This window comes from Streptomyces sp. NPDC002573, assembly GCF_042889625.1.
Taxonomy (GTDB): domain Bacteria; phylum Actinomycetota; class Actinomycetes; order Streptomycetales; family Streptomycetaceae; genus Streptomyces; species Streptomyces gibsoniae.
Genome location: NZ_JBIARC010000013.1, coordinates 133093 through 156976, shown reverse-complemented (window position 1 = coordinate 156976; position 23884 = coordinate 133093). Strand labels below are relative to the sequence as shown.

Annotated in this window: 18 protein-coding genes and 2 pseudogenes; 9 read left to right on the top strand and 11 right to left on the bottom strand. The window is 69.9% G+C overall.

What is annotated here, in order from left to right; translation table 11 throughout:
• Positions 1–44 precede the first annotated feature (44 nt).
• The 5 genes from ACFYX0_RS15585 to ACFYX0_RS15565 form a co-directional block, all read right to left on the bottom strand.
• Positions 45–1433: an alpha-amylase family protein gene (locus ACFYX0_RS15585; protein ID WP_388970529.1), complete on the bottom strand. Its 1389-nt coding sequence runs from the start codon at positions 1431–1433 to the stop codon at positions 45–47.
• A 283-nt stretch (positions 1434–1716) separates the two neighbouring features.
• A complete protein-coding gene (locus ACFYX0_RS15580; RefSeq protein ID WP_388970527.1) occupies positions 1717–3396 on the bottom strand; it encodes a glycoside hydrolase family 13 protein in 1680 nt (559 codons plus the stop codon).
• Positions 3397–3572: 176 nt separating this feature from the next.
• On the bottom strand, positions 3573–4478 hold the full coding sequence (locus ACFYX0_RS15575; protein WP_388970525.1) for a sugar ABC transporter permease: 906 nt from the start codon (positions 4476–4478) through the stop codon (positions 3573–3575).
• Positions 4479–4497: 19 nt separating this feature from the next.
• Entirely contained in the window at positions 4498–5502 is a 1005-nt protein-coding gene (locus ACFYX0_RS15570) for a carbohydrate ABC transporter permease (RefSeq protein ID WP_388970523.1), read from the bottom strand.
• Positions 5503–5608: 106 nt separating this feature from the next.
• The gene (locus ACFYX0_RS15565) at positions 5609–6883 is read right to left on the bottom strand and encodes an extracellular solute-binding protein (protein WP_388970521.1); all 1275 of its coding nucleotides are present in this window, start codon (positions 6881–6883) and stop codon (positions 5609–5611) included.
• Between the two features lie 456 nt (positions 6884–7339).
• Between ACFYX0_RS15565 and ACFYX0_RS15560 the strand changes: the two genes are divergently transcribed.
• A complete protein-coding gene (locus ACFYX0_RS15560; RefSeq protein WP_388970519.1) occupies positions 7340–8374 on the top strand; it encodes a LacI family DNA-binding transcriptional regulator in 1035 nt (344 codons plus the stop codon).
• Positions 8375–8683: 309 nt separating this feature from the next.
• Positions 8684–9553: a phosphatase PAP2 family protein gene (locus ACFYX0_RS15555; RefSeq protein WP_388970517.1), complete on the top strand. Its 870-nt coding sequence runs from the start codon at positions 8684–8686 to the stop codon at positions 9551–9553.
• Positions 9554–9602: 49 nt separating this feature from the next.
• Here ACFYX0_RS15555 and ACFYX0_RS15550 read toward each other — a convergent pair whose 3' ends face one another.
• Complete coding sequence (locus tag ACFYX0_RS15550) at positions 9603–12608, bottom strand: bifunctional [glutamine synthetase] adenylyltransferase/[glutamine synthetase]-adenylyl-L-tyrosine phosphorylase (protein WP_388970515.1); 3006 nt, start codon at positions 12606–12608, stop codon at positions 9603–9605.
• A 366-nt stretch (positions 12609–12974) separates the two neighbouring features.
• Here ACFYX0_RS15550 and ACFYX0_RS15545 point away from each other — a divergent pair, with 366 nt between their 5' ends.
• Genes ACFYX0_RS15545 through ACFYX0_RS15535 form a run of 3 tightly spaced genes read left to right on the top strand, consistent with a single transcriptional unit; the run spans position 12975 to position 16256 of the window.
• Positions 12975–13850 carry an alkaline phosphatase family protein gene (locus tag ACFYX0_RS15545; RefSeq protein WP_388970513.1) on the top strand — a complete coding sequence of 292 codons (876 nt, stop codon included), beginning with the start codon at positions 12975–12977 and terminating at the stop codon, positions 13848–13850.
• A gap of 1 nt (position 13851) precedes the next feature.
• Entirely contained in the window at positions 13852–15240 is a 1389-nt protein-coding gene (locus ACFYX0_RS15540; RefSeq protein WP_388970511.1) for an MFS transporter, read from the top strand.
• On the top strand, positions 15237–16256 hold the full coding sequence (locus tag ACFYX0_RS15535; RefSeq protein ID WP_388970510.1) for a TolB family protein: 1020 nt from the start codon (positions 15237–15239) through the stop codon (positions 16254–16256). The genes ACFYX0_RS15540 and ACFYX0_RS15535 overlap by 4 nt, the downstream gene beginning before the upstream one ends.
• On the opposite strand, the gene ACFYX0_RS15530 is transcribed toward ACFYX0_RS15535, so the two are convergent.
• Both ACFYX0_RS15530 and ACFYX0_RS15525 read right to left on the bottom strand, forming a co-directional pair.
• Positions 16249–16728, bottom strand: coding sequence for a nucleoside deaminase (locus tag ACFYX0_RS15530; RefSeq protein ID WP_388970508.1), 480 nt, complete (start codon positions 16726–16728; stop codon positions 16249–16251). The genes ACFYX0_RS15535 and ACFYX0_RS15530 overlap by 8 nt on opposite strands.
• Before the next feature lie 123 nt (positions 16729–16851).
• Positions 16852–17340: a hypothetical protein gene (locus ACFYX0_RS15525; protein ID WP_388970506.1), complete on the bottom strand. Its 489-nt coding sequence runs from the start codon at positions 17338–17340 to the stop codon at positions 16852–16854.
• A 282-nt stretch (positions 17341–17622) separates the two neighbouring features.
• Here ACFYX0_RS15525 and ACFYX0_RS15520 point away from each other — a divergent pair, with 282 nt between their 5' ends.
• Together ACFYX0_RS15520 and ACFYX0_RS15515 are read left to right on the top strand one after the other, a co-directional pair.
• Complete coding sequence (locus tag ACFYX0_RS15520) at positions 17623–18423, top strand: crotonase/enoyl-CoA hydratase family protein (protein WP_388970504.1); 801 nt, start codon at positions 17623–17625, stop codon at positions 18421–18423.
• Positions 18424–18828 (top strand): annotated as a pseudogene (locus tag ACFYX0_RS15515) (acyl-CoA dehydrogenase family protein); the annotation flags it as partial.
• A gap of 299 nt (positions 18829–19127) precedes the next feature.
• On the opposite strand, the gene ACFYX0_RS15510 reads toward ACFYX0_RS15515, so the two are convergent.
• Positions 19128–19301 carry a hypothetical protein gene (locus ACFYX0_RS15510; protein ID WP_355916830.1) on the bottom strand — a complete coding sequence of 58 codons (174 nt, stop codon included), beginning with the start codon at positions 19299–19301 and terminating at the stop codon, positions 19128–19130.
• A gap of 790 nt (positions 19302–20091) precedes the next feature.
• On the opposite strand from ACFYX0_RS15510, the pseudogene ACFYX0_RS15505 reads away from it, so the two are divergent.
• A pseudogene (locus ACFYX0_RS15505) lies at positions 20092–20295 on the top strand (site-specific integrase); the annotation flags it as partial.
• Between the two features lie 93 nt (positions 20296–20388).
• On the opposite strand, the gene glnA reads toward ACFYX0_RS15505, so the two are convergent.
• Positions 20389–21750, bottom strand: coding sequence for a type I glutamate--ammonia ligase (gene glnA, locus ACFYX0_RS15500; RefSeq protein ID WP_355916836.1), 1362 nt, complete (start codon positions 21748–21750; stop codon positions 20389–20391).
• A 317-nt stretch (positions 21751–22067) separates the two neighbouring features.
• On the opposite strand from glnA, the gene ACFYX0_RS15495 reads away from it, so the two are divergent.
• The gene (locus ACFYX0_RS15495) at positions 22068–23249 is read left to right on the top strand and encodes a globin domain-containing protein (protein ID WP_388970502.1); all 1182 of its coding nucleotides are present in this window, start codon (positions 22068–22070) and stop codon (positions 23247–23249) included.
• 78 nt (positions 23250–23327) lie between these two features.
• Here ACFYX0_RS15495 and ACFYX0_RS15490 read toward each other — a convergent pair whose 3' ends face one another.
• Positions 23328–23762 (bottom strand): RrF2 family transcriptional regulator, encoded by a 435-nt coding sequence (locus ACFYX0_RS15490; protein WP_388970500.1) that lies wholly within the window; start codon positions 23760–23762, stop codon positions 23328–23330.
• Positions 23763–23884 lie beyond the last annotated feature (122 nt).

Here is a 23884-nt window from a genome sequence, read left to right as displayed (position 1 = left end):
CGGATCTGCCGGAGGGCACCGCGGCGGTACGGACTGTCAGTGGGTCAGCAGCTCGACTTTCCCGCGTAGAGGGCGAGCGCGGCGTTCGGGGCGACGGACGCCTGGAACCAGCCGCTGCCGTTCACCGTCACGGTCCTGTTGCCCTGCACGTCGCAGTAGGTGCCGGCGGGCAGCGCGGTCTCGTACCACCGGTCGGCCGCGGTGCTCTCATGGTTGATCACCACATAGCCCTTGCTGCCGCGGCCGAACGCGATGAGGTTGTTGCCGTCGTCCCACCACTTGGTGACCGCCTGGCCTCGCGTGGCGTTGCGGAAGGCGACCATGGACCTGATCTCCGGCCACGCGTGCTGACACTTCCAGCCGTCCTGCCAGCAGGCGTTCACCGCACCGCCGTTGGGCGGACCGGCGTCCGCGTCGGACCACTCGTAGCCGGAGTTGATGTCGGGGGAGCCGTAGGGCCAGGCCAGCATGAAGACGTTCGCCAGGGTGTAGTTGGCGCCGTCCTTGTAGTTCAGGGTCGAGCCGTTGCGCTCGGTGTCGTGGTTGTCCACGAAGACCCCGGCGACCGAGTTGCCCAGATAGCCCCAGCCCTCGCCGAAGTTGTTCAGATAGGCGAGCTTCTCGCTGTTGAAGACCCGCTTGAGGTCGTAGGCGTAGCGGAACTCCTGGACGTCGCCGTTGCCCGTGTACTCGCTCGGCTGGACCGCCTCGCCGGCGCCGTAGATGACCTCCTGCTTCCAGTACGCGGAGGGGTTGGTCAGCCGGGACTTGATGTTGGCCAGGTCCTCGGCCGGGATGTGCTTGGCGGCGTCGATGCGGAAGCCGTCCACGCCCAGGCTGAGCAGGTCGTTCATATAGCCGGCGATGGTCGCGCGGACGTGCTCCTCGCCGGTGTCGAGGTCGGCGAGGCCCACCAGCTCGCAGTGCTGGACGTTCCAGCGGTCCTGGTAGTTGGTGACCTGGGAGGTGCAGTCGTCGAAGTCGGCGTACGAGTACAGGCCCGGGTAGTCGTACTTCGTGTACGACGAGCCTCCCGTGCCGGTGCCCGTGCCGCCGCCCGCCGACATGTGGTTGATGACGGTGTCCGCGACGACCTTCACACCGGCCGCGTGGCAGGTGTCGACCATGTTCCGGAAGGCCGTGCGGTCGCCGAGGCGGCCCGCGATCCTGTAGCTCACCGGCTGGTACGACGTCCACCACTGGGGGCCCTGTATGTGCTCGGCGGGCGGGGAGACCTGGACGTAGCCGTAGCCTGCCGGGCCGAGGGTGTTGGTGCACTCCTTGGCGACCGAGGCGAAGTTCCACTCGAACAGAACCGCGGTGACGTCCTTGCTGCCGGGCGGGGAGGCGTACGCGGTCCCGGCGGGGACGGCGAGGGCGACCGACGCCGCCGCCGCGAGGGCGAGGGCGCCGGAGAGCGTTCTACTGGCCATGTGGGGGTTCCTTCTCCGTTGAAGGATCTGCTGTGGGGGTCCCTGACGGACCGTGAGATCCCCTGAAGGTAATTACTGCAAGTTTTCAACTACTTGCAGTGCAGCAGACCGTACGAGCCCCGACCTCGACGGTCAACCCCCCAGACATGTTCCTGTCACATACGCGAAATAGTGGTCGGTTGCGACTGGTTGACGCCGCATCACCCGGTGCGGGCACACGACGGGGCCCGCCGTCCCGGTCGGACGACGGGCCCCTGAAACCCGATGAAAGGCTTGCGCCGGATCAGGCGGTGGTCCACCACACGGTGGTGTCGGCGGGCACCGTGCTCTCGCCGTTCGCCTCCGTCACCTCACCGCTGGCGACCAGGACACGGCCGTACGGCGGGACCGTGACGGCCTCGCCCGTGGTGTTGGCGACGCAGACGAAGTCCCCGCGGCGGAAGGCGAGCACCCCCTCGGGGGCCCTCAGCCACTCCACCGAGTCGCCCGCGCCCAGTCCGGGCTGCTCGCGCCGCACGGCGAGAGCGGTGCGGTACAGCTCCAGGGTCGAGCCGGGGACCCCCTGCTGGGCCTCGACGCTGAGGTCGCCCCAGCTCACGGGCTGCGGCAGCCAGCTGCCGCCGCTGCCGAAGCCGTACGACGATCCGGTGCGGGTCCACGGGATCGGCACCCGGCAGCCGTCACGGAAGCCGTCCTGGCCCTCGCCCCGGAAGTAGGCGGGGTCCTGACGCACCTCGTCCGGGAGGTCCACGACGTCCGGCAGACCGAGTTCCTCGCCCTGGTAGAGGTACGCCGAGCCGGGCAGCGCCAGCATCAGCAGCGTGGCCGCGCGGGCACGCCGCAGCCCCAGCTCGCGGTCGCCCGCCAGCCGGATCTGGGTGCCGAGGCCGGGCTCGTTGGCGAAGCGGGTGGCGTGCCGGGTCACATCGTGGTTGGACAGCACCCAGGTGGCCGGGGCACCGACCGGGCGCATCGCGTCGAGGGTGCGGTCGATGACCGTGCGAAGCTCCGCCGCGTCCCAGTGGGTGCCCAGGTACTGGAAGTTGAAGGCCTGGTGCAGTTCGTCGGGGCGTACGTAGTGGGCGGTGCGCTCGATGGTCGGCGTCCAGGCCTCGGCCACGAAGATGCGCTCGCCCGCGTACTCGTCAAGGATCGTGCGCCACTGCCGGTAGATGGCGTGCACACCGTCCTGGTCGAAGAACGGCATGACATCGTTGCCCAGCAGTTTCAGCTGGTCGTGGCTGCCGAGGTCGGGCAGGCCCGCCGCCTTCACCAGGCCGTGGGCGACGTCGATACGGAAGCCGTCGACCCCCATGTCCAGCCAGAAGCGCAGGATCGAGCGGAACTCGTCGCCGACCGCCGGGTGGTCCCAGTTGAAGTCGGGCTGCTCGGGCGCGAAGAGGTGCAGGTACCACTCACCGGGCGTGCCGTCGGGCTCGGTGACCCGGGTCCAGGCCGGGCCGCCGAAGATGGACTCCCAGTCGTTGGGGGCCAGCTCGCCGTTCGCGCCCTTGCCGGGGCGGAAGTGGTAGCGCTCCCTCAGGGGCGAGCCCGGACCCTCCGCGATCGCCCGCTTGAACCACTCGTGCTGGTCGGAGGAGTGGTTGGGAACCAGGTCGACGATGATGCGCAGCCCCAGCCCGTGGGCGTCGCGGATCAGCGCGTCGGCGTCCAGGAGGTTGCCGAACATGGGGTCGACGGCGCGGTAGTCGGCGACGTCGTAGCCGGCGTCGGCCTGCGGCGAGGCGTAGAAGGGGCTGAGCCACACGGCGTCCACGCCGAGGTCGCGCAGATACGGAAGTCTGGAACGTACGCCCTCCAGGTCGCCCATGCCGTCGCCGTTGCTGTCGGCGAAGCTGCGCGGATAGACCTGGTAGATCACCGCGTCACGCCACCAGTCGCGATGGGTGGCGACGGTGGCGAGGGCGGTGTTCGGGGCCGGGTCGGCGGAGTGCTGGCTCATGGCGTCCTTGATGCGGTGGGGTTCCCCGCCCGGGCGGGGCCGGGCGGGGAGGAGTCGGGGTCATGGAGTCTGCGAAGGGGCGGGGGTGACATGGCGGCCGCGGTGTCAGCGGGGTCGGAACGACACCGCGGCCGCCACCCGCGCGGATCAGGCGCGCGGGGGCTCCGGGAGGCGGGTCAGCCCTTGGTCCCGCCCGCGGTGAGGCCGGTCACCAGGTTCTTCTGCACAAGGTAGAAGAACACGGACACGGGTATCGCGATCAACACCGCGGTGGCGGCCATGTAGTTCCACTGCGCGTCGTGTTCGCTGACGAAGGTCTGCAGGCCGACGGCGAACGTGTACTTCGAGTCGTCGAGCATGAAAGTGGTCGCGAAGGCGACCTCGCCGACGGCCGTGATGAAGTTGTAGAAGGCCGCCACGGCCAGTCCCGGGCGGGCCAGCGGCAGGACCAGCCGGAAGAAGGTGCCGAACGGGCTCAGCCCGTCGACGCGGCCCGCCTCGTCGATCTCGAACGGGATGGTGTCGAAGTACCCCTTGAGCAGCCAGGCGCTGTACGGCACGGCCGTGGTGCAGTTGATGACGATCAGCGCCCAGTAGGTGTCGATGAGATCCAGCTCGCTGAAGATCTCGTACATCGGCACGATCAGGATGGCGATCGGGAAGGCCTGGGTCAGCAGCAGGACCCACATCAGCGGCTTGTAGCCGGGAAAGCGCATCCGCGAGACCGCGTAGCCGGTGGTGGCGGCGACGAAGACACCGATCAGGGTGGTGCCGAGGGCCACGATCATCGTCGACTTGAACCAGTCGAAGAAGCCGGTGTGCTGGAGCACGTAGCTGTAGTTGGAGAAGGTGACCTTGCCCAGGATCTTGCCCGGGTGCAGATAGTCGTCCTTCTCGGGACCGAGAGACAGGAAGATCAGCCACGCCACCGGGGCGAGCGCGATCAGGCTCGCGACGGCGAGGCCGCCGTGCAGCAGGGCGATGCCCAGCGGGCCGCGCTCGCCGCGCCGGCGGGTCCGGCGCGCGGGCCGGGCGGCGGGGGCCGGTGCGGCCGCTGTCTTGTCCAGGGTCGTGGTGCTCATGGCGGCGGCTCCTGCGGCGTCAGACGGCGAGCTGGTCATTGCGCTTCAGCCAGCGGAAGTAGAAGGAGGTGAAGACGGTGATGATCGACAGCAGCAGTACGCCGTACGCGGCGGACTGGGCGAAGTCGCGCGGCTGCTGTCCGAAGCCCAGGAAGTAGGCCCACGTGACGAGGATCTGGGCGTCGGGGGCACTGGTCGGGCCGAACAACAGGAAGATGATGGCGAACTGGTTGAAGGTCCAGATGATGCCGAGGAGCACGACGGTGGAGCTGACGGACCTCAGCCCCGGCAGGGTGACGTGCCGGAAGCGCTGCCAGGCGCTCGCGCCGTCCATCTCGGCCGCCTCGTAGAGCGAGGAGTCGATGGACTGCAGACCGCCGAGCAGCGAGAGCATCATGAACGGCACGCCGCACCAGGTGTTGACCATGATCGCGGCGAAGCGCTGCCAGAAGGTGTCCTCCAGCCACTGCGGCTGGGGCAGGTGCAGGGTGTGCAGGACCTGGTTGATCACGCCGGAGTCGGCGAGCATGATCCGCCAGGAGAAGACCGTGACGAAGGTCGGTACGGCCCAGGGCACGACCAGCAGCAGCCGGTAGATGGTGCGTCCGCGCAGCTTCTCGTTGAGCATGAGCGCGAGGCCCAGGCCGAGGGTGTAGTGCAGGGCCACACAGGCGACCGTCCAGACGACGGTCCACAGGAAGTGCGACCAGAAACGGTCGTACGACAGCGGGCCGAACAGGATGTCCTTGTAGTTGTCGAACCCGATGAACTTGTAGGTCGCCGCGATGTGGTTGACGCCGATCGTGCGCGCCGAGTTGAGGCTGTTGGCGTCCGTGAGGGTCAGGTAGAAGCCGCGGATCAGGGGATAGCCCACGATCACGGCGAGTACGACGACCACCGGGGCGATCATCGCGTAGGCGTACCAGTACTTCTGGTAGCCGTTTCTGATGCGCTGCCCCAGCCCGGGCCGGGGCCCGCGGTCACCGCGGCGCTTGCCGGTCGCGCGGTCGATGGCGACTGTCATGGTTCGACACCTTCAAAACGGTCAGGAGTTGGGCTGGGCCGGGCACAGGGCGGTGGCCGCCGGCTCCCCCTCCCCCCGGTGGGGAAGGTCCGGCGGCCACAAGGGCTCACTTGCTGAAGTCGGGGACCAGCTTGGCGATGGCCACCTCGGCGTTGCTCAGGCCCTTGTCCAGCGGCTCCTTGCCGCCTGCGATCTTGGGCAGCTCGGTGTCGAGCGGGCCCCACAGCGAGCTGTACTCGGGCAGCGCCGGGCGCGGCTGGGCGGCGCTGAGCACGCTCTGGTAGCCGGCGATACCGGGGTCGGCCTTGACCTGGGCGCTGTAGGCGTCCTCGCGCGTCGGCAGCGTGGAGTTCTTCAGCGCGATGGTCTCCTGGGACTTCGCCGAGGTCATGAAGTTGACGAACTTCAGCGCCGCGTCCTGGTGGGCCTTGTCCGAACCCGCGTACACGGAGAGGTTGTGACCGCCGGTCGGGGCGCCCGCCTTGCCGGAGGAGCCGGCCGGGACGGGGGCGATGCCGAGGTTGGACTTGTCCGAGAAGGCCGAGCCCTTGTAGAAGTTCGTGATCTCCCAGGGGCCCTGGATGATCGCGGCGACCTTGCCGTTGACGAACGCGTCCTGGATGTGGGCGTAGGCGTCGGCGGTGGTGTCGGCCGCGTGCAGGCCCTTGCCGGAGAACAGGCCCAGCCAGGTGCCGTAGGCCTTCTTCGCGGGGGCCGAGTCCACGGTGATCTTCTTGGCGGAGGCGTCGACCGTGTCGGTGCCCTCGCCGTAGAGGAAGCTCTGCGCGTAGTAGGCCTGGGTGGAGCCCCAGTAGCCGTCGACACCGGCCTTGTCCTTGACCTTGGCGGCGTCGGACTTCAGCTCGTCCCAGGTCTTCGGCGCCTCGGTGATCCCGGCCTTCTTGAAGAGGGCCTTGTTGTAGACCAGCGCGAGGGTGTCGGTCACCAGCGGCACACCGTAGGTCTTGCCCTGGTACTGGGCCTGCTGGACCAGGCTGGACTGGAACTTGTCCTTGTCCGCGAGGGCCTGCGTGCCGTCCAGCGGCAGGAAGTAGCCCTTCTTCGCGAAGGCGGGGGTCCAGCCGACCTCGGAGCGCAGCACGTCCGGGGCGCCCTTGGAGCCGGCGGCGGTGTCGAACTTGTTCTGCGCCTGGTCGAAGGGGACGTCGACGTAGTTGACCTTGATCTTCGGGTTGGCCTTCTCGAAGTCCGCGACCAGTGCCTTGTACGTCGGCGCCTCATTGGTGGCGTTGGAGGTGTCCCACCAGGTGATGGTGACCGGCCCGTCGGACTTGCTGCTGCCGCTGTCACTTCCGCCGCAGGCCGTCGCCGCAAGGGCAACGGACGCCACCAGCGCGGTGGCCGCTATGCCACGCCGCATGAGTTCTCCTTGAGGGTGAAAGCCCGTGTAGCTACAGGTGGCGGTCCCGTCCGCCGCCCCTGCCGACTGTGCCGATGGGAACCCCGCCCCTCGAGTGAGGTCGAGGGGTGGGGGGCTCCGCCGGGCGACGTGAACGTAACAGCGATGCAACCAACGCGAAAGACCTTGCAGAAAAAAAGTGCAAGGGCTGACGATGGTTACCCGCCCGTGATCTGTCCGTGAGGGTCGGTACACCTGGCTTCCGGGCTGATCTGGGGGACACAGACACTTGTGCAAGACTCTGCAAGCTCTTGCCATGCGTTGCCCGCGCGGGGATCATCCCCTTGCGGACACGGACGCCGAACACGATCACGAGGGAGCGCGATGACGCAGCAACCCGCAGCGGGCAGGCCAACCGCCCGGGCCCGGCGTCCGATTGGTGGGCAAGCGGAGACACCACCGGTACAGTCCAGCCACGTGACCACACGGCTTGCCGACATCGCGGCGCAGGCGGGGGTCAGCGAGGCGACCGTCAGCCGTGTCCTCAACGGGAAGCCGGGCGTCGCCGCGACCACCCGCCAGTCCGTGCTGGCCGCACTCGACGTGCTGGGCTACGAGCGCCCGGTGCGGCTGCGCCAGCGCAGCGAGGGCCTGGTCGGCCTGATCACCCCGGAGCTGGAGAACCCGATATTCCCGGCTCTCGCCCAGGTCATCGGCCAGGCGCTGACGCGGCAGGGGTACACGCCGGTGCTGGCGACCCAGACCCCCGGCGGCTCCACGGAGGACGAGCTGACGGAGATGCTGGTGGACCGCGGGGTGGCGGGCATCATCTATGTCTCCGGACTGCACGCTGACACCAACGCCGACATGCAGCGCTATGAGCGGCTGCGCGCCCAGGGCGTGCCCTTCGTGCTGGTGGACGGCTTCTCCCCCAAGGTGCAGGCGCCCTTCATCTCCCCCGACGACCGGGCCGCGATGTCGCTGGCGGTCACCCATCTGGTGTCCCTGGGGCACAGCCGGATCGGGCTGGCTCTCGGGCCCAGGCGTTTCGTGCCGGTGCAGCGGAAGATCGAGGGCTTCGTCCGCGCGATGCAGGACCAGCTCGGGCTGTCCCCGGAGGACATCGAGTCGCGGCTGATCCAGCACTCCCTGTACACCCTGGAGGGCGGCCAGGCGGCGGCCGGCGCGCTCATCGAGCGGGAGTGCACGGCCGTGGTGTGCGCGAGCGACATGATGGCGCTGGGTGCGATACGCGCGGCGCGGCAGCGCGGGCTGGAAGTCCCCACGGACGTCTCGGTGGTGGGCTTCGACGACTCCCCGCTCATCGCCTTCACGGACCCGCCGCTGACGACGATCCGCAAGCCGGTCCCGGCGATGGGGCAGGCGGCCGTGCGGACGCTGCTGGAGGAGATCGGCGGGACGCCCGCGCCGCACAGTGAATTCGTGTTCATGCCGGAGCTGGTGGTACGGGGATCGACCGCTTCGGCCCCTGGGGACCGGAGTCGTCCCTAGCTAGTGCTGCGACCGGAAAGGTTCGCCGGCTCGCGGCGTCCGGCACGGCACCTCGCCGCGTTGTCGCATCGCCCGAGTACACCCAGTACGCGGGCGATCCTCCGCCTTGCGATGCTTTCCCACTGCCTGAAAGGCGCGGGGGCACCCCCAGCACCGGACGCCACGAGCTGTCCGGCAAACCTTCCCGGCCACAGCACTGGGCAGTAGCCCCCGGCGCCCGCCACGGGTCCTCCAGGTGGAGAACATGCGGCCAGAACCCTTCCAAGGGATGATCGGCAGAGGATGGCTTTTCTGGCAGACTCTGTGCCTATGGGTGATAGGACCGTGTCGACAGTGGAGGGCCGGGCGCCGGCCGAGCCACAGGACGTCACGGACCACGCGCAGGACCGGACGGGTCAGAGTCTCCTGCGCAGAATGCGCACTCCGCGCCGCCCGCGCTTCTGGTTCGAGATCCTGCTCATCGGGGTCAGTTACTGGACGTACTCCCTGATCCGCAACGCCGTGCCGGAGCAGAAGACGAAGGCCCTGGCCAACGCGGACGGGCTGTGGCGCCTGGAGCACCAGCTGGGGATGGCGGTAGAGAACTCGGTCAACCACGCCGTCAACTCGGTGACATGGCTGATCGTCGGAATGAACTACTACTACGCCACCCTGCACTTCGTGGTGACGATCGGGATCCTGGTGTGGCTGTACCACAGCCATCCGGGCCGGTACGCGGCCACCCGGCTCGCGCTGTTCGCCACCACGGCGGCAGCGCTGCTCGGCTACTACTTCTTCCCGCTCGCGCCGCCCCGTCTGATGAACGGGGGGCACTTCGTCGACACGGTGGTGGTGCACCACACCTGGGGCTCGATGGCGTCGGGCGATCTGAAGCACATGTCCAACCAGTACGCGGCCATGCCGTCGATGCACATCGGCTGGTCGCTGTGGTGCGGACTGACGCTGTTCGCCCTGGCCGGCGTGGACTGGGTACGGATCCTGGGCCTGCTGTACCCGGTGGTGACACTGACGGTGATCGTCGCCACGGCGAACCACTTCTGGCTGGACGCGGTCGGCGGGACGCTCTGCCTCTCGGCCGGCATCGCGACGGCCTGGCTGTGGTACGGCGCCCTGCCGTTCTCACTGCCACGCCGGGTGGCCGGGGCCGGCGGCCCGGTGCTGCGGCCCGCGAAGGCGTGAGGGCCGCGCCCGGACCGCTTCGCCCACCGTCACCGGCCGCGGACCGCCGTCACGAGCCGTAGAACAGCTCCTCCACCACGGTCCTGGCCCGGCGGGTCGTCCGCCGGTAGTCGTCCAGCATGTCGCCCGCGTGCCCCGGCCCGTACCCCAGGTAGCGGCCCACCGCGGCCAGCTCCCGGCTCTCCGTCGGGAACGTGTCGCCCGCCCGCCCCCGGACCAGCATCACCGCGTTGCGCACCCGGGACGCGAGCACCCATGCCTCGTCCAGGGTCGCCGTGTCCTCCTCCGACAGCAGTCCGGCCTGGAGCGCGGCGGAGAGGGCGGCGCGGGTGCGGGTGGTGCGCAGCTCCGGCACCTGCGCGCCGTGCCGCAGCTGCAGCAGCTGGACCGTCCACTCCACGTCCGACAGGCCGCCACGGCCCAGCTTGGTGTGGAGTGTCTTGTCCGCGCCCCTCGGCAGCCGCTCCGACTCCATACGGGCCTTCAGCCGCCGGATCTCGCGCACGGCGTCGCCGCCGAGTCCCGCCGCCGGATAGCGCAGCGGGTCGATCAGCTCGATGAAGCGGCGGCCCAGTTCCTCGTCCCCGGCCACGGGCTCGGCCCGCAGCAGGGCCTGCGACTCCCACACCAGCGACCAGCGCCGGTAGTACGCCTCGTACGACGCCAGGGTGCGCACGAGCGGCCCCGACTTGCCCTCGGGCCGCAGTCCCGCGTCGATGAGCAGCGGCGGATCGGTGCTCGGCAGCTGGAGCAGCCGCCGCATCTCCGCCACCACCTTGTTCGCGGCCTCGCCCGCCTCCCGCTCGTCCACGCCCTCCTGCGGCTCGTGCACGAAGAGGACGTCCGCGTCGGAGCCGTAGCCCAGTTCGTGCCCGCCGAAGCGGCCCATGCCGATGACCGCGAACCTGGTGGGCAGGGTGTCGCCCCAGCCGGCCCGCACGACCGCGCGGAGCGTGCCCGCGAGGGTGGCCGCCGTCAGGTCCGAGACCGCGCCGCCGACGAGGTCGATCAGCTCGCCCTGGTCGGCGGGGGCGGGGGCGTCCTCGGTCCCGTACGAGCCGACGATGTCCGCGGCGGCCGTCCGGAACAGCTCGCGCCGGCGTACCCCGCGGGCCGCCGTGACCGCCTGCTCGGCGTTCTCGGCGCGGCGGACGGCGGCGAGGATCTCCTGCTCCAGCGGGGTCCGGCCGCGCGGTTCGAGCCCGCCGCCGCTGCCGTCGCCGTCGCCGAGCAGGGCCACGGCCTCGGGCGCGCGCATCAGCAGGTCGGGGGCGAGCCGGCCCGCGGACAGCACCCGGGCGAGGTTCTCGGCGGCGGCGCCCTCGTCCCTCAGCAGCCGCAGATACCAGGGGGTCTTGCCGAGCGCGTCGGAGACCTTGCGGAAGTTCAGCAGACCCGCGTCCGGGTCGGCGGAGTCCGCGAACCAGCCGAGCAGGACGGGCAGCAGGGTGCGCTGGATGGCGGCCTTGCGGGTGACGCCGGAGGCCAGCGCCTCCAGATGGCGCAGCGCGGCGGCCGGGTCCGCGTAGCCGAGCGCGACCAGGCGCTCCCGGGCCGCGTCGGGACTCAACCGGGCCTCGCCGGGGGCAAGTTGGGCGACCGCGTCGAGCAGCGGGCGGTAGAACAGCTTCTCGTGCAGCCGGCGTACGACACCGGTGTGCTGCTTCCACTCGCGCCGCAGCCCGTCCACGGGGTCGGTGCGCAGCCCGAGGGAGCGGCCGAGGCGCCGCAGATCGTTCTCGTCCTCGGGGACGAGATGGGTGCGGCGCAGCCGGTAGAGCTGGATGCGGTGCTCCAGGGAGCGCAGGAAGCGGTACGCCTCCTCCAGCTGCCCGGCGTCGACGCGCCCGACGTAGCCGCCGGCCGCGAGCGCCTTCAGGGCGTCCAGGGTGGTGCCGCTGCGCAGCGAGGTGTCGGCGCGCCCGTGCACCAACTGCAGGAGCTGTACGGCGAATTCGACGTCCCGGAGGCCGCCGGGACCGAGCTTCAGCTCGCGCTCGACCTCTCCCACGGGGATGTTGGCGACCACCCTGCGGCGCATCTTCTGCACGTCCGCGACGAAGTTCTCGCGCTCGGCGGCCACCCAGACGAGGGGGGCGAGGGTGGCCGCGTACTCCTCGCCGAGTTCCACGTCTCCGGCCACCGGACGGGCCTTGAGCAGGGCCTGGAACTCCCAGGTCTTGGCCCAGCGCTGGTAGTAGGCGAGATGGCTACTCAGGGTGCGCACGAGCGGGCCGTTCCTGCCCTCGGGCCGCAGATTGGCGTCGACGGGCCAGATGCTCCCCTCGACGGTGGTCTCGGAGCAGATCCGCATCATGTGCGAGGCGAGCCGGGTCGCGGCCTGCAGGGCCTTGCGTTCGTCGCCGCCGTCGCGGGTCTCGCCGACGAAGATGACGTCCACGTCGGAGACGTAGTTCAGCTCGTGGCCGCCGCACTTGCCCATCGCGATCACCGCGAGCCGGCAGTGCGCGGCGTCGTCGGGGGCGGCGGTCCGGGCGATGGCGAGGGCGGCGCGGAGGGTGGCGGTGGCGAGGTCGGCCAGTTCGGCGGCGGTCTGGGCGACATCGGTGGTGCCGCACACGTCGCGTGCGGCGATCGACAGCAGACAGCGGCGGTAGGCGACGCGCAGGGAGACGGGGTCGGCGGCCTCCGCGAGCTGCCGTTCGAACTCCTCCACCCCGGGGTGGAGGTCCTGGGGTTCGTAGGTGACCAGGACGTGCCAGTCGCCGGGGTGGCGGGCGAGGTGGTCGGCGAGCGCGGCGGACGCGCCGAGGACGCCGAGCAGCCGGTCCCGCAGGGGCTTGGCCGCGATCAGGGTGTCGAGCAGCTCGCGCCGGGCGGTGGGGTCGGGCTGCGCCTCCACGAGCCGGACCAGTCCGTGCAGCGCCAGATCCGGGTCGGCGGTCGCGCCCAGGGCCTCCAGCAGAACGGGGTCGGTCCTTATCGGCGCCAGCTCGACGCTCTCCAGGAGCCGCTCGGCGGCGGAGGGGTCGGTGAAGCCGTGCCGCAGCAGCCGGGTGAAGGTGCTGCTTCTGCGTCCTTGGGGCACGGTCATCCCTTGGCCTCCCGAGCGTCGATCAAGGTCCTGCGGCTTTGAGCCTAGCCCCAGTGCCCCGCCCAGGCGTCGCGCGGTGCCTCGGGATCGTGTTCCCACCGGCGTATTCCGGGCCACGGGGTCCGGCGGACCGCAGCTGGTGCGGGAGTTGCGAACACGCCCCCACGAGGGCCCGGCGGCGGCCGCGCGGCAGCAATTCACCGGCTCTTCATCCGACGGGTGAGACGCCGAGAGGGGGCGGCATGTTGGCGTGTGCATGATCTGTTCGCACCGCCACCCCGTACCCTCCCCCCACCGGAGGTTGAAGTGTCCGGCAGTTCCGGCCTTTTCGGCCGTTCTAGCAGTTCTGGCAGTTCTGGTAGTTCATTGGTCCGCCGTACCCGCACCGCAGTGGCCTCCGCGACGGCCCTCGCCGCCGCGGCGTTCGGACTGTGGGCGGGGCTCGGCGGCGAGTCCCCCGCGCACGCCGCGGGCGCCGTGCCGACCCCGGACCACGTGGTCGTCGTGGTCTTCGAGAACCACGCCTACAGCCAGGTGATCGGCTCCTCCAGCGCCCCGTACCTCAACTCGCTGAAGTCCGGCGGCGCCAACCTGGCCCAGTCGTACGCCGAGACCCACCCCAGCCAGCCCAACTACTTCGCGCTGTTCTCCGGCTCCACCCAGGGCGTCACGGACGACAGCTGCTACACGCCCGGCTTCTCCTCCGCCCCGAACCTGGCCTCCGAGCTGATCGCCGCAGGCCGGACCTGGGCGAGCTACAACGAGACGCTGCCCAGCCAGGGCTCGACCACGTGCAGCAGCGGCAACTACGCCCGCAAGCACAACCCGTGGTTCGGTTTCAGCAATGTGCCGACGTCGTCCGCGAAGACGTTCGCGCAGTTCCCGAGCGACTACTCGACACTGCCGCAGGTGTCCTTCGTCGTCCCCAACCTGTGCAGCGACATGCACGACTGCTCGGTGTCGACCGGTGACACCTGGCTGAAGAACAACCTCGGCGCGTACGCCACCTGGGCCAAGACCCACAACAGCCTGCTCGTCGTCACCTTCGACGAGGACAACCGGCTCAGCGGCAACCGCATCCCGACGGTGCTGTACGGCCAGCCGGTCACGGCCGGGGCGAGCAGCTCCACCACGTACAACCACTACGACCTGCTGCGCACCCTGGAGGACTCCCAGGGTCTGACGACGCACGCGGGCAACGCGGCCTCCGGCAAGGACATCACCGGCATCTGGGCGTCGTGACGTGTACGTAGCGGACAGCCGCGCGAGTACCCCATCGGCGCCGGCGTCCGCGGACGGCGCCGTCCGGCCCTTCGCCGGGCGGCGCCGCGCCGCGATCGCCCCCACGGTGCTCGCCCTCGGCACGGTCAGCCTGGTCACCGACGTCTCGTCCGAGATGGTCACGGCGGTGCTCCCGCTGTACCTGGTGGCGGGGCTCGGCCTGTCCCCGCTGGGCTTCGGCCTCCTGGACGGCGTCTACAACGGCTTCTCCGCGGTCGTACGGCTGGCCGGGGGCCATCTGGCCGACCGGGGCGGCGGGCGGCACAAGTGGGTGGCGGGCCTCGGCTACGGCATCTCGGCCCTCTGCAAACCGCTTCTGCTGCTCGCGCACACCCTGACCCCCATCGGCCTGGTCCTGGCCGCCGACCGCACCGGCAAGGGACTGCGGACGGCACCCCGGGACGCCCTGATCTCGCTGTCCAGCACGCCGGAGACCCGTGGCCGGGCCTTCGGGGTGCACCGGGCGATGGACACCGCGGGCGCGCTGCTCGGCCCGCTCCTGGCGTTCGTGGTCCTGCGGGCCACCGTGGATGGGTACGACGCGGTGTTCACGGTCAGCTTCTGTGTCGCCCTGGCGGGTGTCCTGGTGCTGGTCCTGTTCGTCCCGAACGGCGGCCGTACCGCGCAACCGCGCGACAGCCGCGTCGCGGAGCCCGGCGGCGGCCACGCCGTGGAACCCGCCGACCGCCGCGCCCCGGCTCCCGAGGACGACGCCCGCCCCACCCTCCGTGCCGCTCTCGCCCTCCTCCGCCGCCGCGAGCTGCGCCGGATCACGGTCTGCGCGCTGCTGCTGGGCCTCGCGACCGTCAGCGACTCGTTCGTCTATCTGCTGCTGCAACGGCGCCTCGGCGTCCCCGACCGCTGGTTCGCGCTGCTTCCGCTGGGCACGGCGGCGGCGTTCCTGGTCCTCGCGGTGCCGCTGGGGCGGCTAGCGGACCGGGTGGGCCGCTGGCGGATCTTCCTGGCGGGTCACGGCGCGCTGCTCGCGGCGTACGCCCTGCTGCTCACCTCCTGGCACTCGGCCGCGTTGCCGTACGCCGTGCTCGCCCTGCACGGCGGCTTCTACGCGGCGACCGACGGCGTGCTCATGGCGGCGGCGTCGGACAGCGTCCCGGAGGCCCTGCGCTCCTCCGGTCTCGCCCTGGTGCAGACGGGTCAGGCGCTGGCCCGGTTCGTCTGCTCACTGGGGTTCGGGGCGCTGTGGACCGTGTGGGGCGACCGCAGCGCGCTCCTGGTGTCGACGGCGGCGCTGGCGGTGTGCGCGGTCTTCGCCCTGACCCTTCGACCGCAGGCCCCGGCGGTCCGGCACCCGGACGCCGCGGCGACGAACCGCTCGGAAGGCACGGCATGACGACCCGCACCCGCATCCTGGTCCTGCTCTCGGCGCTCGTGGTGCTCACCGGGGTCGCCACGGCCTCGGTGCTGCACGCCTCGGCGCGCGCGGAGCGCAGAAACCAGCCCCGGGTGGGCGGCCCGCGGATCACCTCCGGCGCGGTGACCCTGACGGAGCCCGGCCGCGTGGTGTTCCGCAACATGGCGTGGGGCCCGCACCGCGACGAACTGGTGTCGGCCCCCGCCACCGACCCCTCGGGGCCGCGCACGGCGTCACGCGTGAAGTGCCTGCGCTTCTACGCCGCTTCGGGCACCGGGGTCTGTCTCCAGGCGGTCCACGGCCCGGTCTCCGACACCTACCGCGCGGTGATCCTCGACGCCTCCCTGCGCATCAGGGCCCGCTACGACGTCCCGGGCATCCCGTCCCGCGCCCGGGTCTCCCCGAGCGGCCGCTATGCCGCGTGGACGGCGTTCGTGGGCGGCGACTCGTACGCCGGGACGAACTTCTCGACCCGCGCGGCGATCGTGGACACCCGCACGGGCGAGCTCACCGAGTCCCTGGAGGCGTACCGGATCGTCAAGGACGGCCGGACCTACCACGCGGCGGACGTGAACTTCTGGGGCGTGACCTTCGCCTCCGACGACCGCACCTTCTACGCGACGCTCGCCACACAGGGGAGCACCTATCTGATCCGCGGCGATCTGCGCAGTCGCACGGTGACCACCCTCCACACCAATGTGGAGTGCCCGTCCCTGTCGCCCGACGGCACCCGGATCGCGTTCAAGAAGCGCGTACCGGGCCTGCCCAAGGACGCGCCCTGGCATCTGTACGTCCTGAATCTGCGCACGCTCCACGAGACAGCGCTGGCGGAGCCCCGGAGCGTGGACGACCAGGTCGTCTGGCGGGACGACCACACCCTGGCCTACGCCCTCCCCGGCGACTACGGGGCGGATCTGTACACCCTCCCGGCGGACGGCACGGGAAAGCCGCGGCGCATCAGCACCGCGGCCGTGTCCCCGGCGTACGTCAGATGACGCGTTCGGCCTCGGCCGACGGCGCCTCGCCGATGTCCTCGGCCCAGACGTCCGGATAGCGCTTCTGGAATTCCGCCATCAGATCCTTGCAGCGCGCGTCGTCGAGGAGAATGACTTCCACGCCGCGTTCCGTGAAGGCATTCAGATTCCCCGCGAAGGTCGCCGCCTCACCGACCACCAGTCGCTTGATACCGAAAAGAAGAACCGCTCCGGTGCACATTTCACACGGAGACAAGGTCGTGTACAGCGTGGTGCCCTCGTACGACGTCAATCGGCCGGCGTTGCGAAGGCACGCCATCTCGCCGTGGGCAATGGGATCGTTGCGCTGAACCCGCTCGTTGTGGCCTACGGCGACGAGACCGCCGTCCCGCTGGAGGGCGGCGCCGACGGGAACCCCACCGGCCTCCAGCCCCTTCCGCGCCTCTGCCAGCGCGGCTTCGAAGCATTCCCTGTCCACCGTTGTGAGAGTCACGCCCGGCAGCATACGCCAGGAGACCTGACAGGTCGACAGTGCGGGTAAGCGTCCTTTTCAGGGAAAAGAAGCGAAACGCGAGGCGGCGACGAGACTCTTCGGGAAATCCTATCGACGCCGCTTTCACGCCGCCCTTCTCTGGAGGACCACGCCGAGCAGAAGCAGGATCGCCGCCAGTTGCGCGACGATCCAGGAGATCCGATAGCTCAGCGTCCTCCGGTTGCGCACATGCAGCAGTTTCAGAAAGAGGTCCTCGGAGTTCTCCAGCTCGCCCGTGTCGGTCCAGTGCACCCATACGACACTCAGACACAGGGCGGAGGAGACGACACTCACGACAAGGGACGAGAGGACCAGCAAGCTGCCCGTGGTGATGTCCCGCGAGAACAGGGACAGCGTGATCGAACTGGCGGCCATCAGGATTCCGTCGTAGGAGAGAAGCGCCTGGGCCTTGGAATCGAGAACACTGAGGCACGAATACAGATAGTCGTGCTCGAAGGCATCGTCACGCTGCGGCTGAAGCGCCCGAATCGCCTCGAGATGACGTTCCCCGTCCTCGTCCCCCCGGTACACCCCTTCGAACAGCCATGAGAATAAATTGCCGAAAACAGCCACCGTTCCCCCGCCCGCTCTTCGCCCCCGAAGCGGTGAAACCACAGCACCGCCGCGAGCAGCATAGGGGCGGGCCCGGCTTGATCGGTAGATATTCGACCCACCACCGGAAGCGGAAGAAAATCAAACTGTTCGCGACCCACGACGCCCCGGCCACCGGAAAACGAGAGCACCCTGCGTCGCGCCAGGACGGCGGAGACTGCTTTGGGCGCGTCGGGCGGGTACTGGTGCGCTCGGACCGCTACCGTCCAGTAGGTCTCATCGTGCGACTGCCGAGGAGGGCTGATGAGTCCCACTCCCGCGGACGCTGCCGAGGTCACCGTCGAACGGGACGGGCACGTCCTGCTGATGGGCCTGAACCGCCCGGCCAAGCGCAACGCGTTCACCCGGCGGATGCTCACCGAGCTGTCGGCCGCCTACGGCCTGCTGGAGTCCGACGACGACCTGTGGTGCGGGGTCCTGTTCGCCCACGGCGACCACTTCACGGGTGGCCTGGACATGGTCGACGTCGGCGAGGAGCTGGCCGCGGGGAAGCTCGGCGCCGCCGAGGGCGGCCGTGACCCCTGGCGGCTGGACGGGCCCTGGACCAAGCCGGTCGTCGCGGCGGCGCAGGGCTGGGTGATGACGCTCGGGATCGAGCTGCTGCTCGCGGCCGACATCCGCGTGGCGGCCCAGGACGCGCGCTTTGCCCAGCTGGAGGTCCGCCGCGGCATCTACCCCTTCGGTGGCGCCACCTTCCGCTTCCCTCAGCAGGCCGGCCGGGGCAACGCCATGCGCTGGGTCCTCACCGGGGAGGAGTTCGATGCCGCGGAGGCTCACCGCATCGGCCTGGTGCAGGAACTCGCCGCCGACGGACCGGCCGCGATCGAGCGCGCCACGCAGATCGCCCGCGTCATCGCCGAGAAGTCGGCCCCGCTGGGAGTGCGGGCCGTCCTCGGCTCCGCCCACCTGGCACAGGAGCAGGGCGAGAGGGCCGCGATCGGGCGGCTGCGCCCCGACGTCGCCCGGCTCGTCGCCACCGCCGACGGCGCCGAAGGCATCCGGTCCTTCGTCGAGCGCCGCGACGCCGCGTTCACCGGCCGCTGAGTGATGTTCGGCGCCTACGAGATCGCCCTGCAGTACGCAAAGGATCGCCTGCAGTACGGGCGCCCGATCGGGGGCTTCCAGCTCATTCAGGACCTGCTGGCGAAGATGATCGGCAACGCCACGGCCTGCTGCGGGATGATGGTGTGCCTGGCCCAGCTGCAGGACGCCGAGGTGTACCGGGACGAACAGTCCGCCCTTGCGAAGGCCTACTCCACCTCGCTGATGCGCGAAAACATGGGGTGGGCGCGGGAACTGCTGGGCGGCAACGGCATCCTCCTCGACTACAACGTCGGCCGTTTCGTCGCCGACGCGGAGGCCCTCTACTCGTACGAGGGCACGCGGCAGATCCAGACCCTCATCGTCGGACGTGCCGTGACCGGCGGACTGAGCGCCTTCGTGAAGTGACGGCCGACTGTTTCCCCTGCCCACGTCAGAGTTGGTTGTCGTTGAGCTCCCTCGCACGGCCCAGAGACGGCCCGAGAGTCATCAGTCAGGCAACCGAATCCTCGCTCTGGTGTTTGCTGTGAGCATGATCAATCACTGTGTCTGCCACGCGGGACAGCCGACCGGAGAGCCGGACCCGAAGCCAGTTCGCACGCGGCCCTCCCGGCTGTGCCCCTTGGCACGGGGGCCCGCCAGATGACTACTGCCTTGCAAATGGGTCGGTGCCACGTGATCAGGGGGCAACCAATGTCATGACGTCATCAGCGCTTGAAGGAGTCCTTGGTCTTCTCCTTCGCGCCCCGCATCCGACCCTGCGCTTCGAGGGCGGCGCCCTTTGCTGCGAGGGTTTCTTTGTGCACCGCGTGGGCCGTCTTCCGCACGATCTTTCCGGCGACCTGTTCGGCCTTCGCCTTGGCCTTCTCCCCGACACTCATCTCAGCACCTCCGCGGACTCTCACTGGCCGCGTGCCCTTGAAGCAGGGGGCAAAACCATCCTGCGGAACGCGCCGATCGGCGACGGACGGGGTCTTGGGGGCCTGGAGGCGCGTGGCTGGTTTGGAGGACTGAGGCTGGCGAGCATGACCAGATGACCTGCCGATCTGGCAGGGTCATTCGGGGGCGATCATTGGGGTGACCTCTGGCTTGTCATCCTTCTTCGGCCGGTATCGTTCCGTCGCCTTTCTTCTCTTCCCTCTCCGCAGAGGAGCGCCGTTGCGCAGGGTTGCTTGCATCGTCCTCGGTCTGGTGCTGATCGTCGAGGCCATCTGGCTGTTTGTTCTGCTCGCCGGGATCACTGTCATTGCTGTGGCCTTCCCCCGCGAACCTGACCGCCCCGGCCCTACGTGGATGACTTATGTCTACTTCGCCCTCGCCCTGCTCTGGGTCGTCGCATGCTTTCGGGGGGCGTCCCGGGCCTTCGCCTGTGCTTGCGGCCGACCGACCGCGACCTGGTCCCGGGACTTCCTTTTCCTCGCCCTCGGCCACCTCGCCGCCACCGTCCCGACCGCAACCGACGGCCTCCCACTCGCGGCCCTCGCCGAACTCTCGCTCGTGCCTCTTCTCCTCCTGGCAGCCCGGCCCTCGCGTTCCCGCGCCTCGATGCCCACTTGTGATCTTCGAGTCGAGCCCCTCGTGTCTGGGTCATCACCGCAGCTCGGGGAGCCGAAGCGAGACGAATCTCAGTGAGGTGCGGCTCCTCATTCAGCCCACCACTCACCCCGGCTCGGTATGCACGCACTGCTTCACCACTACGCGTCCGTGCTCCTGGACGCCGGCGAGAACATCAAGGCGCTGAGCACGTACCTCGGGCACAGTGACCCAGGGTTCACGCTGAGGGTCTACACGCACCCCATGCCGAGCAGCGAGGGACGGACCCGGAAAGCCGTGGACGGCACGTACGACGCCGCCTCCGCGCCCGACGGCCCGTAGACGGCCCAGAGCCCGAAGAGCGCCCGTGGGGCCTACGACCAGTCGTCGTGGGCCCCACGGCTCTTTTGTCGATCTATGGCCTCTGACCTGCGCCTACAGCACCGGCAGGTTCTTGCGCAGCTCGAACGCCGTGACCTCCGAGCGGTACTCGTGCCACTCGGCCTGCTTGTTGCGCAGGAAGAAGTCGAACACGTGCTCGCCGAGGGTCTCCGCGACGAGGTCGCTGCGCTGCATCAGGTTGAGCGCCTCGCCGAGGTTCTGCGGGAGGGGTTCGATGCCCATCGCGCGGCGCTCGGCGTCCGTGAGGGCCCAGACGTCGTCCTCGGCACCCGGCGGAAGCTCGTAGCCCTCCTCGATGCCCTTCAGACCGGCCGCCAGCAGGACCGCGTAGGCCAGATACGGGTTGGTGCCCGCGTCGAGCGAGCGGACCTCGACCCGCGCCGACCCGGTCTTGCCCGGCTTGTACATCGGGACGCGGACGAGGGCGGAGCGGTTGTTGTGGCCCCAGCAGATGTAGGAGGGGGCCTCGCCGCCGGCGCCCGCCGTGCGCTCGGAGCCGCCCCAGATGCGCTTGTAGGAGTTCACCCACTGGTTGGTGACCGCCGAGGTCTCCGCCGCGTGCCGCAGCAGACCCGCGATGAAGGAGCGGCCGACCTTGGAGAGCTGGTACTCGGCGCCCGACTCGTAGAACGCGTTGCGGTCGCCCTCGAAGAGGGACAGATGCGTGTGCATTCCGGAGCCGGGGTGCTCCGAGAAGGGCTTGGGCATGAAGGTCGCCTGCACGCCCTGCTCCAGCGCCACCTGCTTCATGACCAGGCGGAACGTCATGATGTTGTCCGCCGTGGAGAGCGCGTCCGCGTAGCGCAGATCGATCTCCTGCTGGCCCGGCGCGCCCTCGTGGTGGGAGAACTCGACCGAGATGCCCATCGACTCCAGCATCGTGATCGCCTGGCGGCGGAAGTCCATGCCGACGTTCTGCGGGGTGTGGTCGAAGTAGCCGGAGTTGTCGGCCGGGGTGGGGCGGCTGCCGTCGAGGGGGCGGTCCTTCAGCAGGAAGAACTCGATCTCGGGGTGGGTGTAGAAGGTGAAGCCGAGGTCGGAGGCGCGGGCCAGGGCGCGCTTGAGGACGTAGCGCGGGTCCGCGAACGACGGGGAGCCGTCCGGCATGAGGATGTCGCAGAACATACGGGCCGTGCCCGGGGCCTCGGCGCGCCAGGGCAGGACCTGGAAGGTGGACGGGTCCGGCTTGGCGATCATGTCGGACTCGTAGACCCGCGCGAAGCCCTCGATGGCGGAGCCGTCGAAGCCGATGCCCTCGTCGAAGGCCTGCTCCAGTTCGGCGGGCGCCACGGCCACGGACTTGAGGAAGCCCAGCACGTCCGTGAACCACAGGCGTACGAAACGGATGTCGCGCTCCTCCAACGTACGGAGCACGAACTCCTGCTGCTTGTCCATCTTCCGCTTCCCCATCCTTGCTGGTCAGGCCGCCTGCCGCCCGATGCCACGGGAGAGACGGTCGGGCACCTGAGCATCCCACCACACCACCGTTTCGTGCGCGTTGCGGACCTTGATCGGCCGACCGGCCCCGCACTGAACGCCCGCGCACCGCAGGTGTTCCGCTCTGCCGCCCATCTTGCCTGTTCGTCGGCCCATTCGTAACGGCTGCCCCCGTCCGGCTGCCCCCGAGTTGAAAACTTGCATCTGAGATGCAAATTTTATTACCGTTGGGGACGCCGAACGGGCCGCCCCCACCCCCACGCAAAGGAGACCCGATGCTGTCCGAACAGTCCGCCGCCACCGTGCGCGCCACCCTTCCCGCCGTCGGTGCCGCTCTGGGCGAGATCACCGAGCGCTTCTACGACGGGCTGTTCGCCGCCCACCCGGAGCTGCTGCGCGACCTCTTCAACCGCGGTAATCAGGCGGCCGGCACCCAGCGCCAGGCGCTGGCCGGCTCGATCGCCGCCTTCGCCGCGTACCTGGTGGACCGCCCGGACGAGCGCCCCGACGTGATGCTCAACCGCATCGCCCACAAGCACGCCTCGCTGGGCGTGGCGCCCGACCAGTACAAGGTCGTCCACCAGCACCTCTTCGCGGCCATCGTGGAGGTCCTCGGCGACGCGGTGACCGCCGAGGTCGCGGCCGCCTGGGACGAGGTCTACTGGCTGATGGCGAACGCGCTGATCGCGATCGAGAAGCGGCTGTACGCGGTGAGCGGGCAGACCGGCTGGCGGACCTGGACGGTCGCCGGACGCATCGAGGAGACCGAGGACGTCGCCACCTTCCAGCTCCGCCCGGCCGACGACGGCCCCGTCCCGGAGTTCCTTCCCGGCCAGTACGTCTCCGTCCGCGTCGAACTCCCCGACGGCGCCCGGCAGATACGCCAGTACAGCCTCTCCGCCGCCCCCGGCTCGCCGCTGCGCCAGATCAGCGTCAAGCGCGTGCAGGGCGACACGGGCCCCGACGGCGAGGTCTCCAGCCACCTCCACGCCCAGGTGCACGAGGGCGACACCGTCGAACTGTCGGCCCCGTACGGCGATCTCGTCCTGGAGCAGACGGACCAGCCGCTGGTGCTCGCCTCCGCCGGTATCGGCGTGACCCCGATGATCGCCATGCTGGAGCAGCTCGCCCGCACCGGCCACACCGCCCCGGTCACGGTCGTGCACGCGGACCGCTCCCCCGTCACCCACGCCCTGCGCGGTGATCACGAGGCCTTCGCCGCGAAGCTGCCGGACACCGCCGTGCACTTCTGGTACGAGCAGGAGGCTCCCGAGACCGCGCGCACCGGTCGCGTCGACCTCTCCACGGTGCCGGTCGCCTCGGGCACGCGCGCGTACCTGTGCGGTCCGGTGCCCTTCATGCGGGCGGTGCGCACCCAGCTCCTGGACAAGGGCGTGGCGCCCGCCGACATCCACTACGAGGTGTTCGGGCCGGACCTCTGGCTGGCCCAGGGCTGACCTGCCCGCAATCCCCCAGTGACCCAGCACCCCGGGCCGCGGCGCCCGGGGTGTTCCGCATGGGGTCGGAGCCCTCGGTCAGGGCCTGCGGGAGATGTTCAGCAGGAGCAGTCCCGTCGGCGCCGCCACCACGTCCTCCACCGTCACCGGGTCCAGCGCTGCGAAGAACGCCTCCTGGGCCCGGCGCAGCGCGCCGCGCAGCCGGCAGCCGGTGTGCAGGGGGCACGGCGTGGCCCCCTCGCACTCGACGACGTCGCCCTCCCCCTCGAAGGCGCGGACGATCGCACCGACGGACGCCTTGCGTCCCGTCTCGGTGAGCGCGAGCCCGCCGCCCCGGCCGCGACGGGCCACCAGCAGGCCCATGTGCTGGAGTTCGGCGACGACCTTGGCGGCATGGGTGTAGGGCACGTCCATGGCCTCCGCGACCTCACGGGTCGTGGGGTTGGACTCGCCGACGACGGCGAGCCGCATCAGGACGCGCAACGCGAGGTCGGTGGATCGCAACAGCCGCATGCCACCAGCGTAAATAATGCGCATCTCGTCTTCAAATTATCGGAACGAAAGCCGCTTCTTCGGTCATTCGCGTGTCCGGTCTACGTTCCCGTCTCCCGTCCCCATTACCATCAGCGGTCCCG

What these genes read in the sequence shown, in the direction of transcription:
- ACFYX0_RS15585 (WP_388970529.1), bottom strand. Translation starts at nt 1,433, where the DNA reads ATGGCCAGTAGAACGCTCTCCGGCGCCCTCGCCCTCGCGGCGGCGGCG.
- ACFYX0_RS15580 (WP_388970527.1), bottom strand. Translation starts at nt 3,396, where the DNA reads ATGAGCCAGCACTCCGCCGACCCGGCCCCGAACACCGCCCTCGCCACC.
- ACFYX0_RS15575 (WP_388970525.1), bottom strand. Translation starts at nt 4,478, where the DNA reads ATGAGCACCACGACCCTGGACAAGACAGCGGCCGCACCGGCCCCCGCC.
- ACFYX0_RS15570 (WP_388970523.1), bottom strand. Translation starts at nt 5,502, where the DNA reads ATGACAGTCGCCATCGACCGCGCGACCGGCAAGCGCCGCGGTGACCGC.
- ACFYX0_RS15565 (WP_388970521.1), bottom strand. Translation starts at nt 6,883, where the DNA reads ATGCGGCGTGGCATAGCGGCCACCGCGCTGGTGGCGTCCGTTGCCCTT.
- ACFYX0_RS15555 (WP_388970517.1), top strand. Translation starts at nt 8,684, where the DNA reads ATGGGTGATAGGACCGTGTCGACAGTGGAGGGCCGGGCGCCGGCCGAG.
- ACFYX0_RS15550 (WP_388970515.1), bottom strand. Translation starts at nt 12,608, where the DNA reads ATGACCGTGCCCCAAGGACGCAGAAGCAGCACCTTCACCCGGCTGCTG.
- ACFYX0_RS15535 (WP_388970510.1), top strand. Translation starts at nt 15,237, where the DNA reads ATGACGACCCGCACCCGCATCCTGGTCCTGCTCTCGGCGCTCGTGGTG.
- ACFYX0_RS15520 (WP_388970504.1), top strand. Translation starts at nt 17,623, where the DNA reads ATGAGTCCCACTCCCGCGGACGCTGCCGAGGTCACCGTCGAACGGGAC.
- ACFYX0_RS15510 (WP_355916830.1), bottom strand. Translation starts at nt 19,301, where the DNA reads ATGAGTGTCGGGGAGAAGGCCAAGGCGAAGGCCGAACAGGTCGCCGGA.
- glnA (WP_355916836.1), bottom strand. Translation starts at nt 21,750, where the DNA reads ATGGACAAGCAGCAGGAGTTCGTGCTCCGTACGTTGGAGGAGCGCGAC.
- ACFYX0_RS15495 (WP_388970502.1), top strand. Translation starts at nt 22,068, where the DNA reads ATGCTGTCCGAACAGTCCGCCGCCACCGTGCGCGCCACCCTTCCCGCC.
- ACFYX0_RS15490 (WP_388970500.1), bottom strand. Translation starts at nt 23,762, where the DNA reads ATGCGGCTGTTGCGATCCACCGACCTCGCGTTGCGCGTCCTGATGCGG.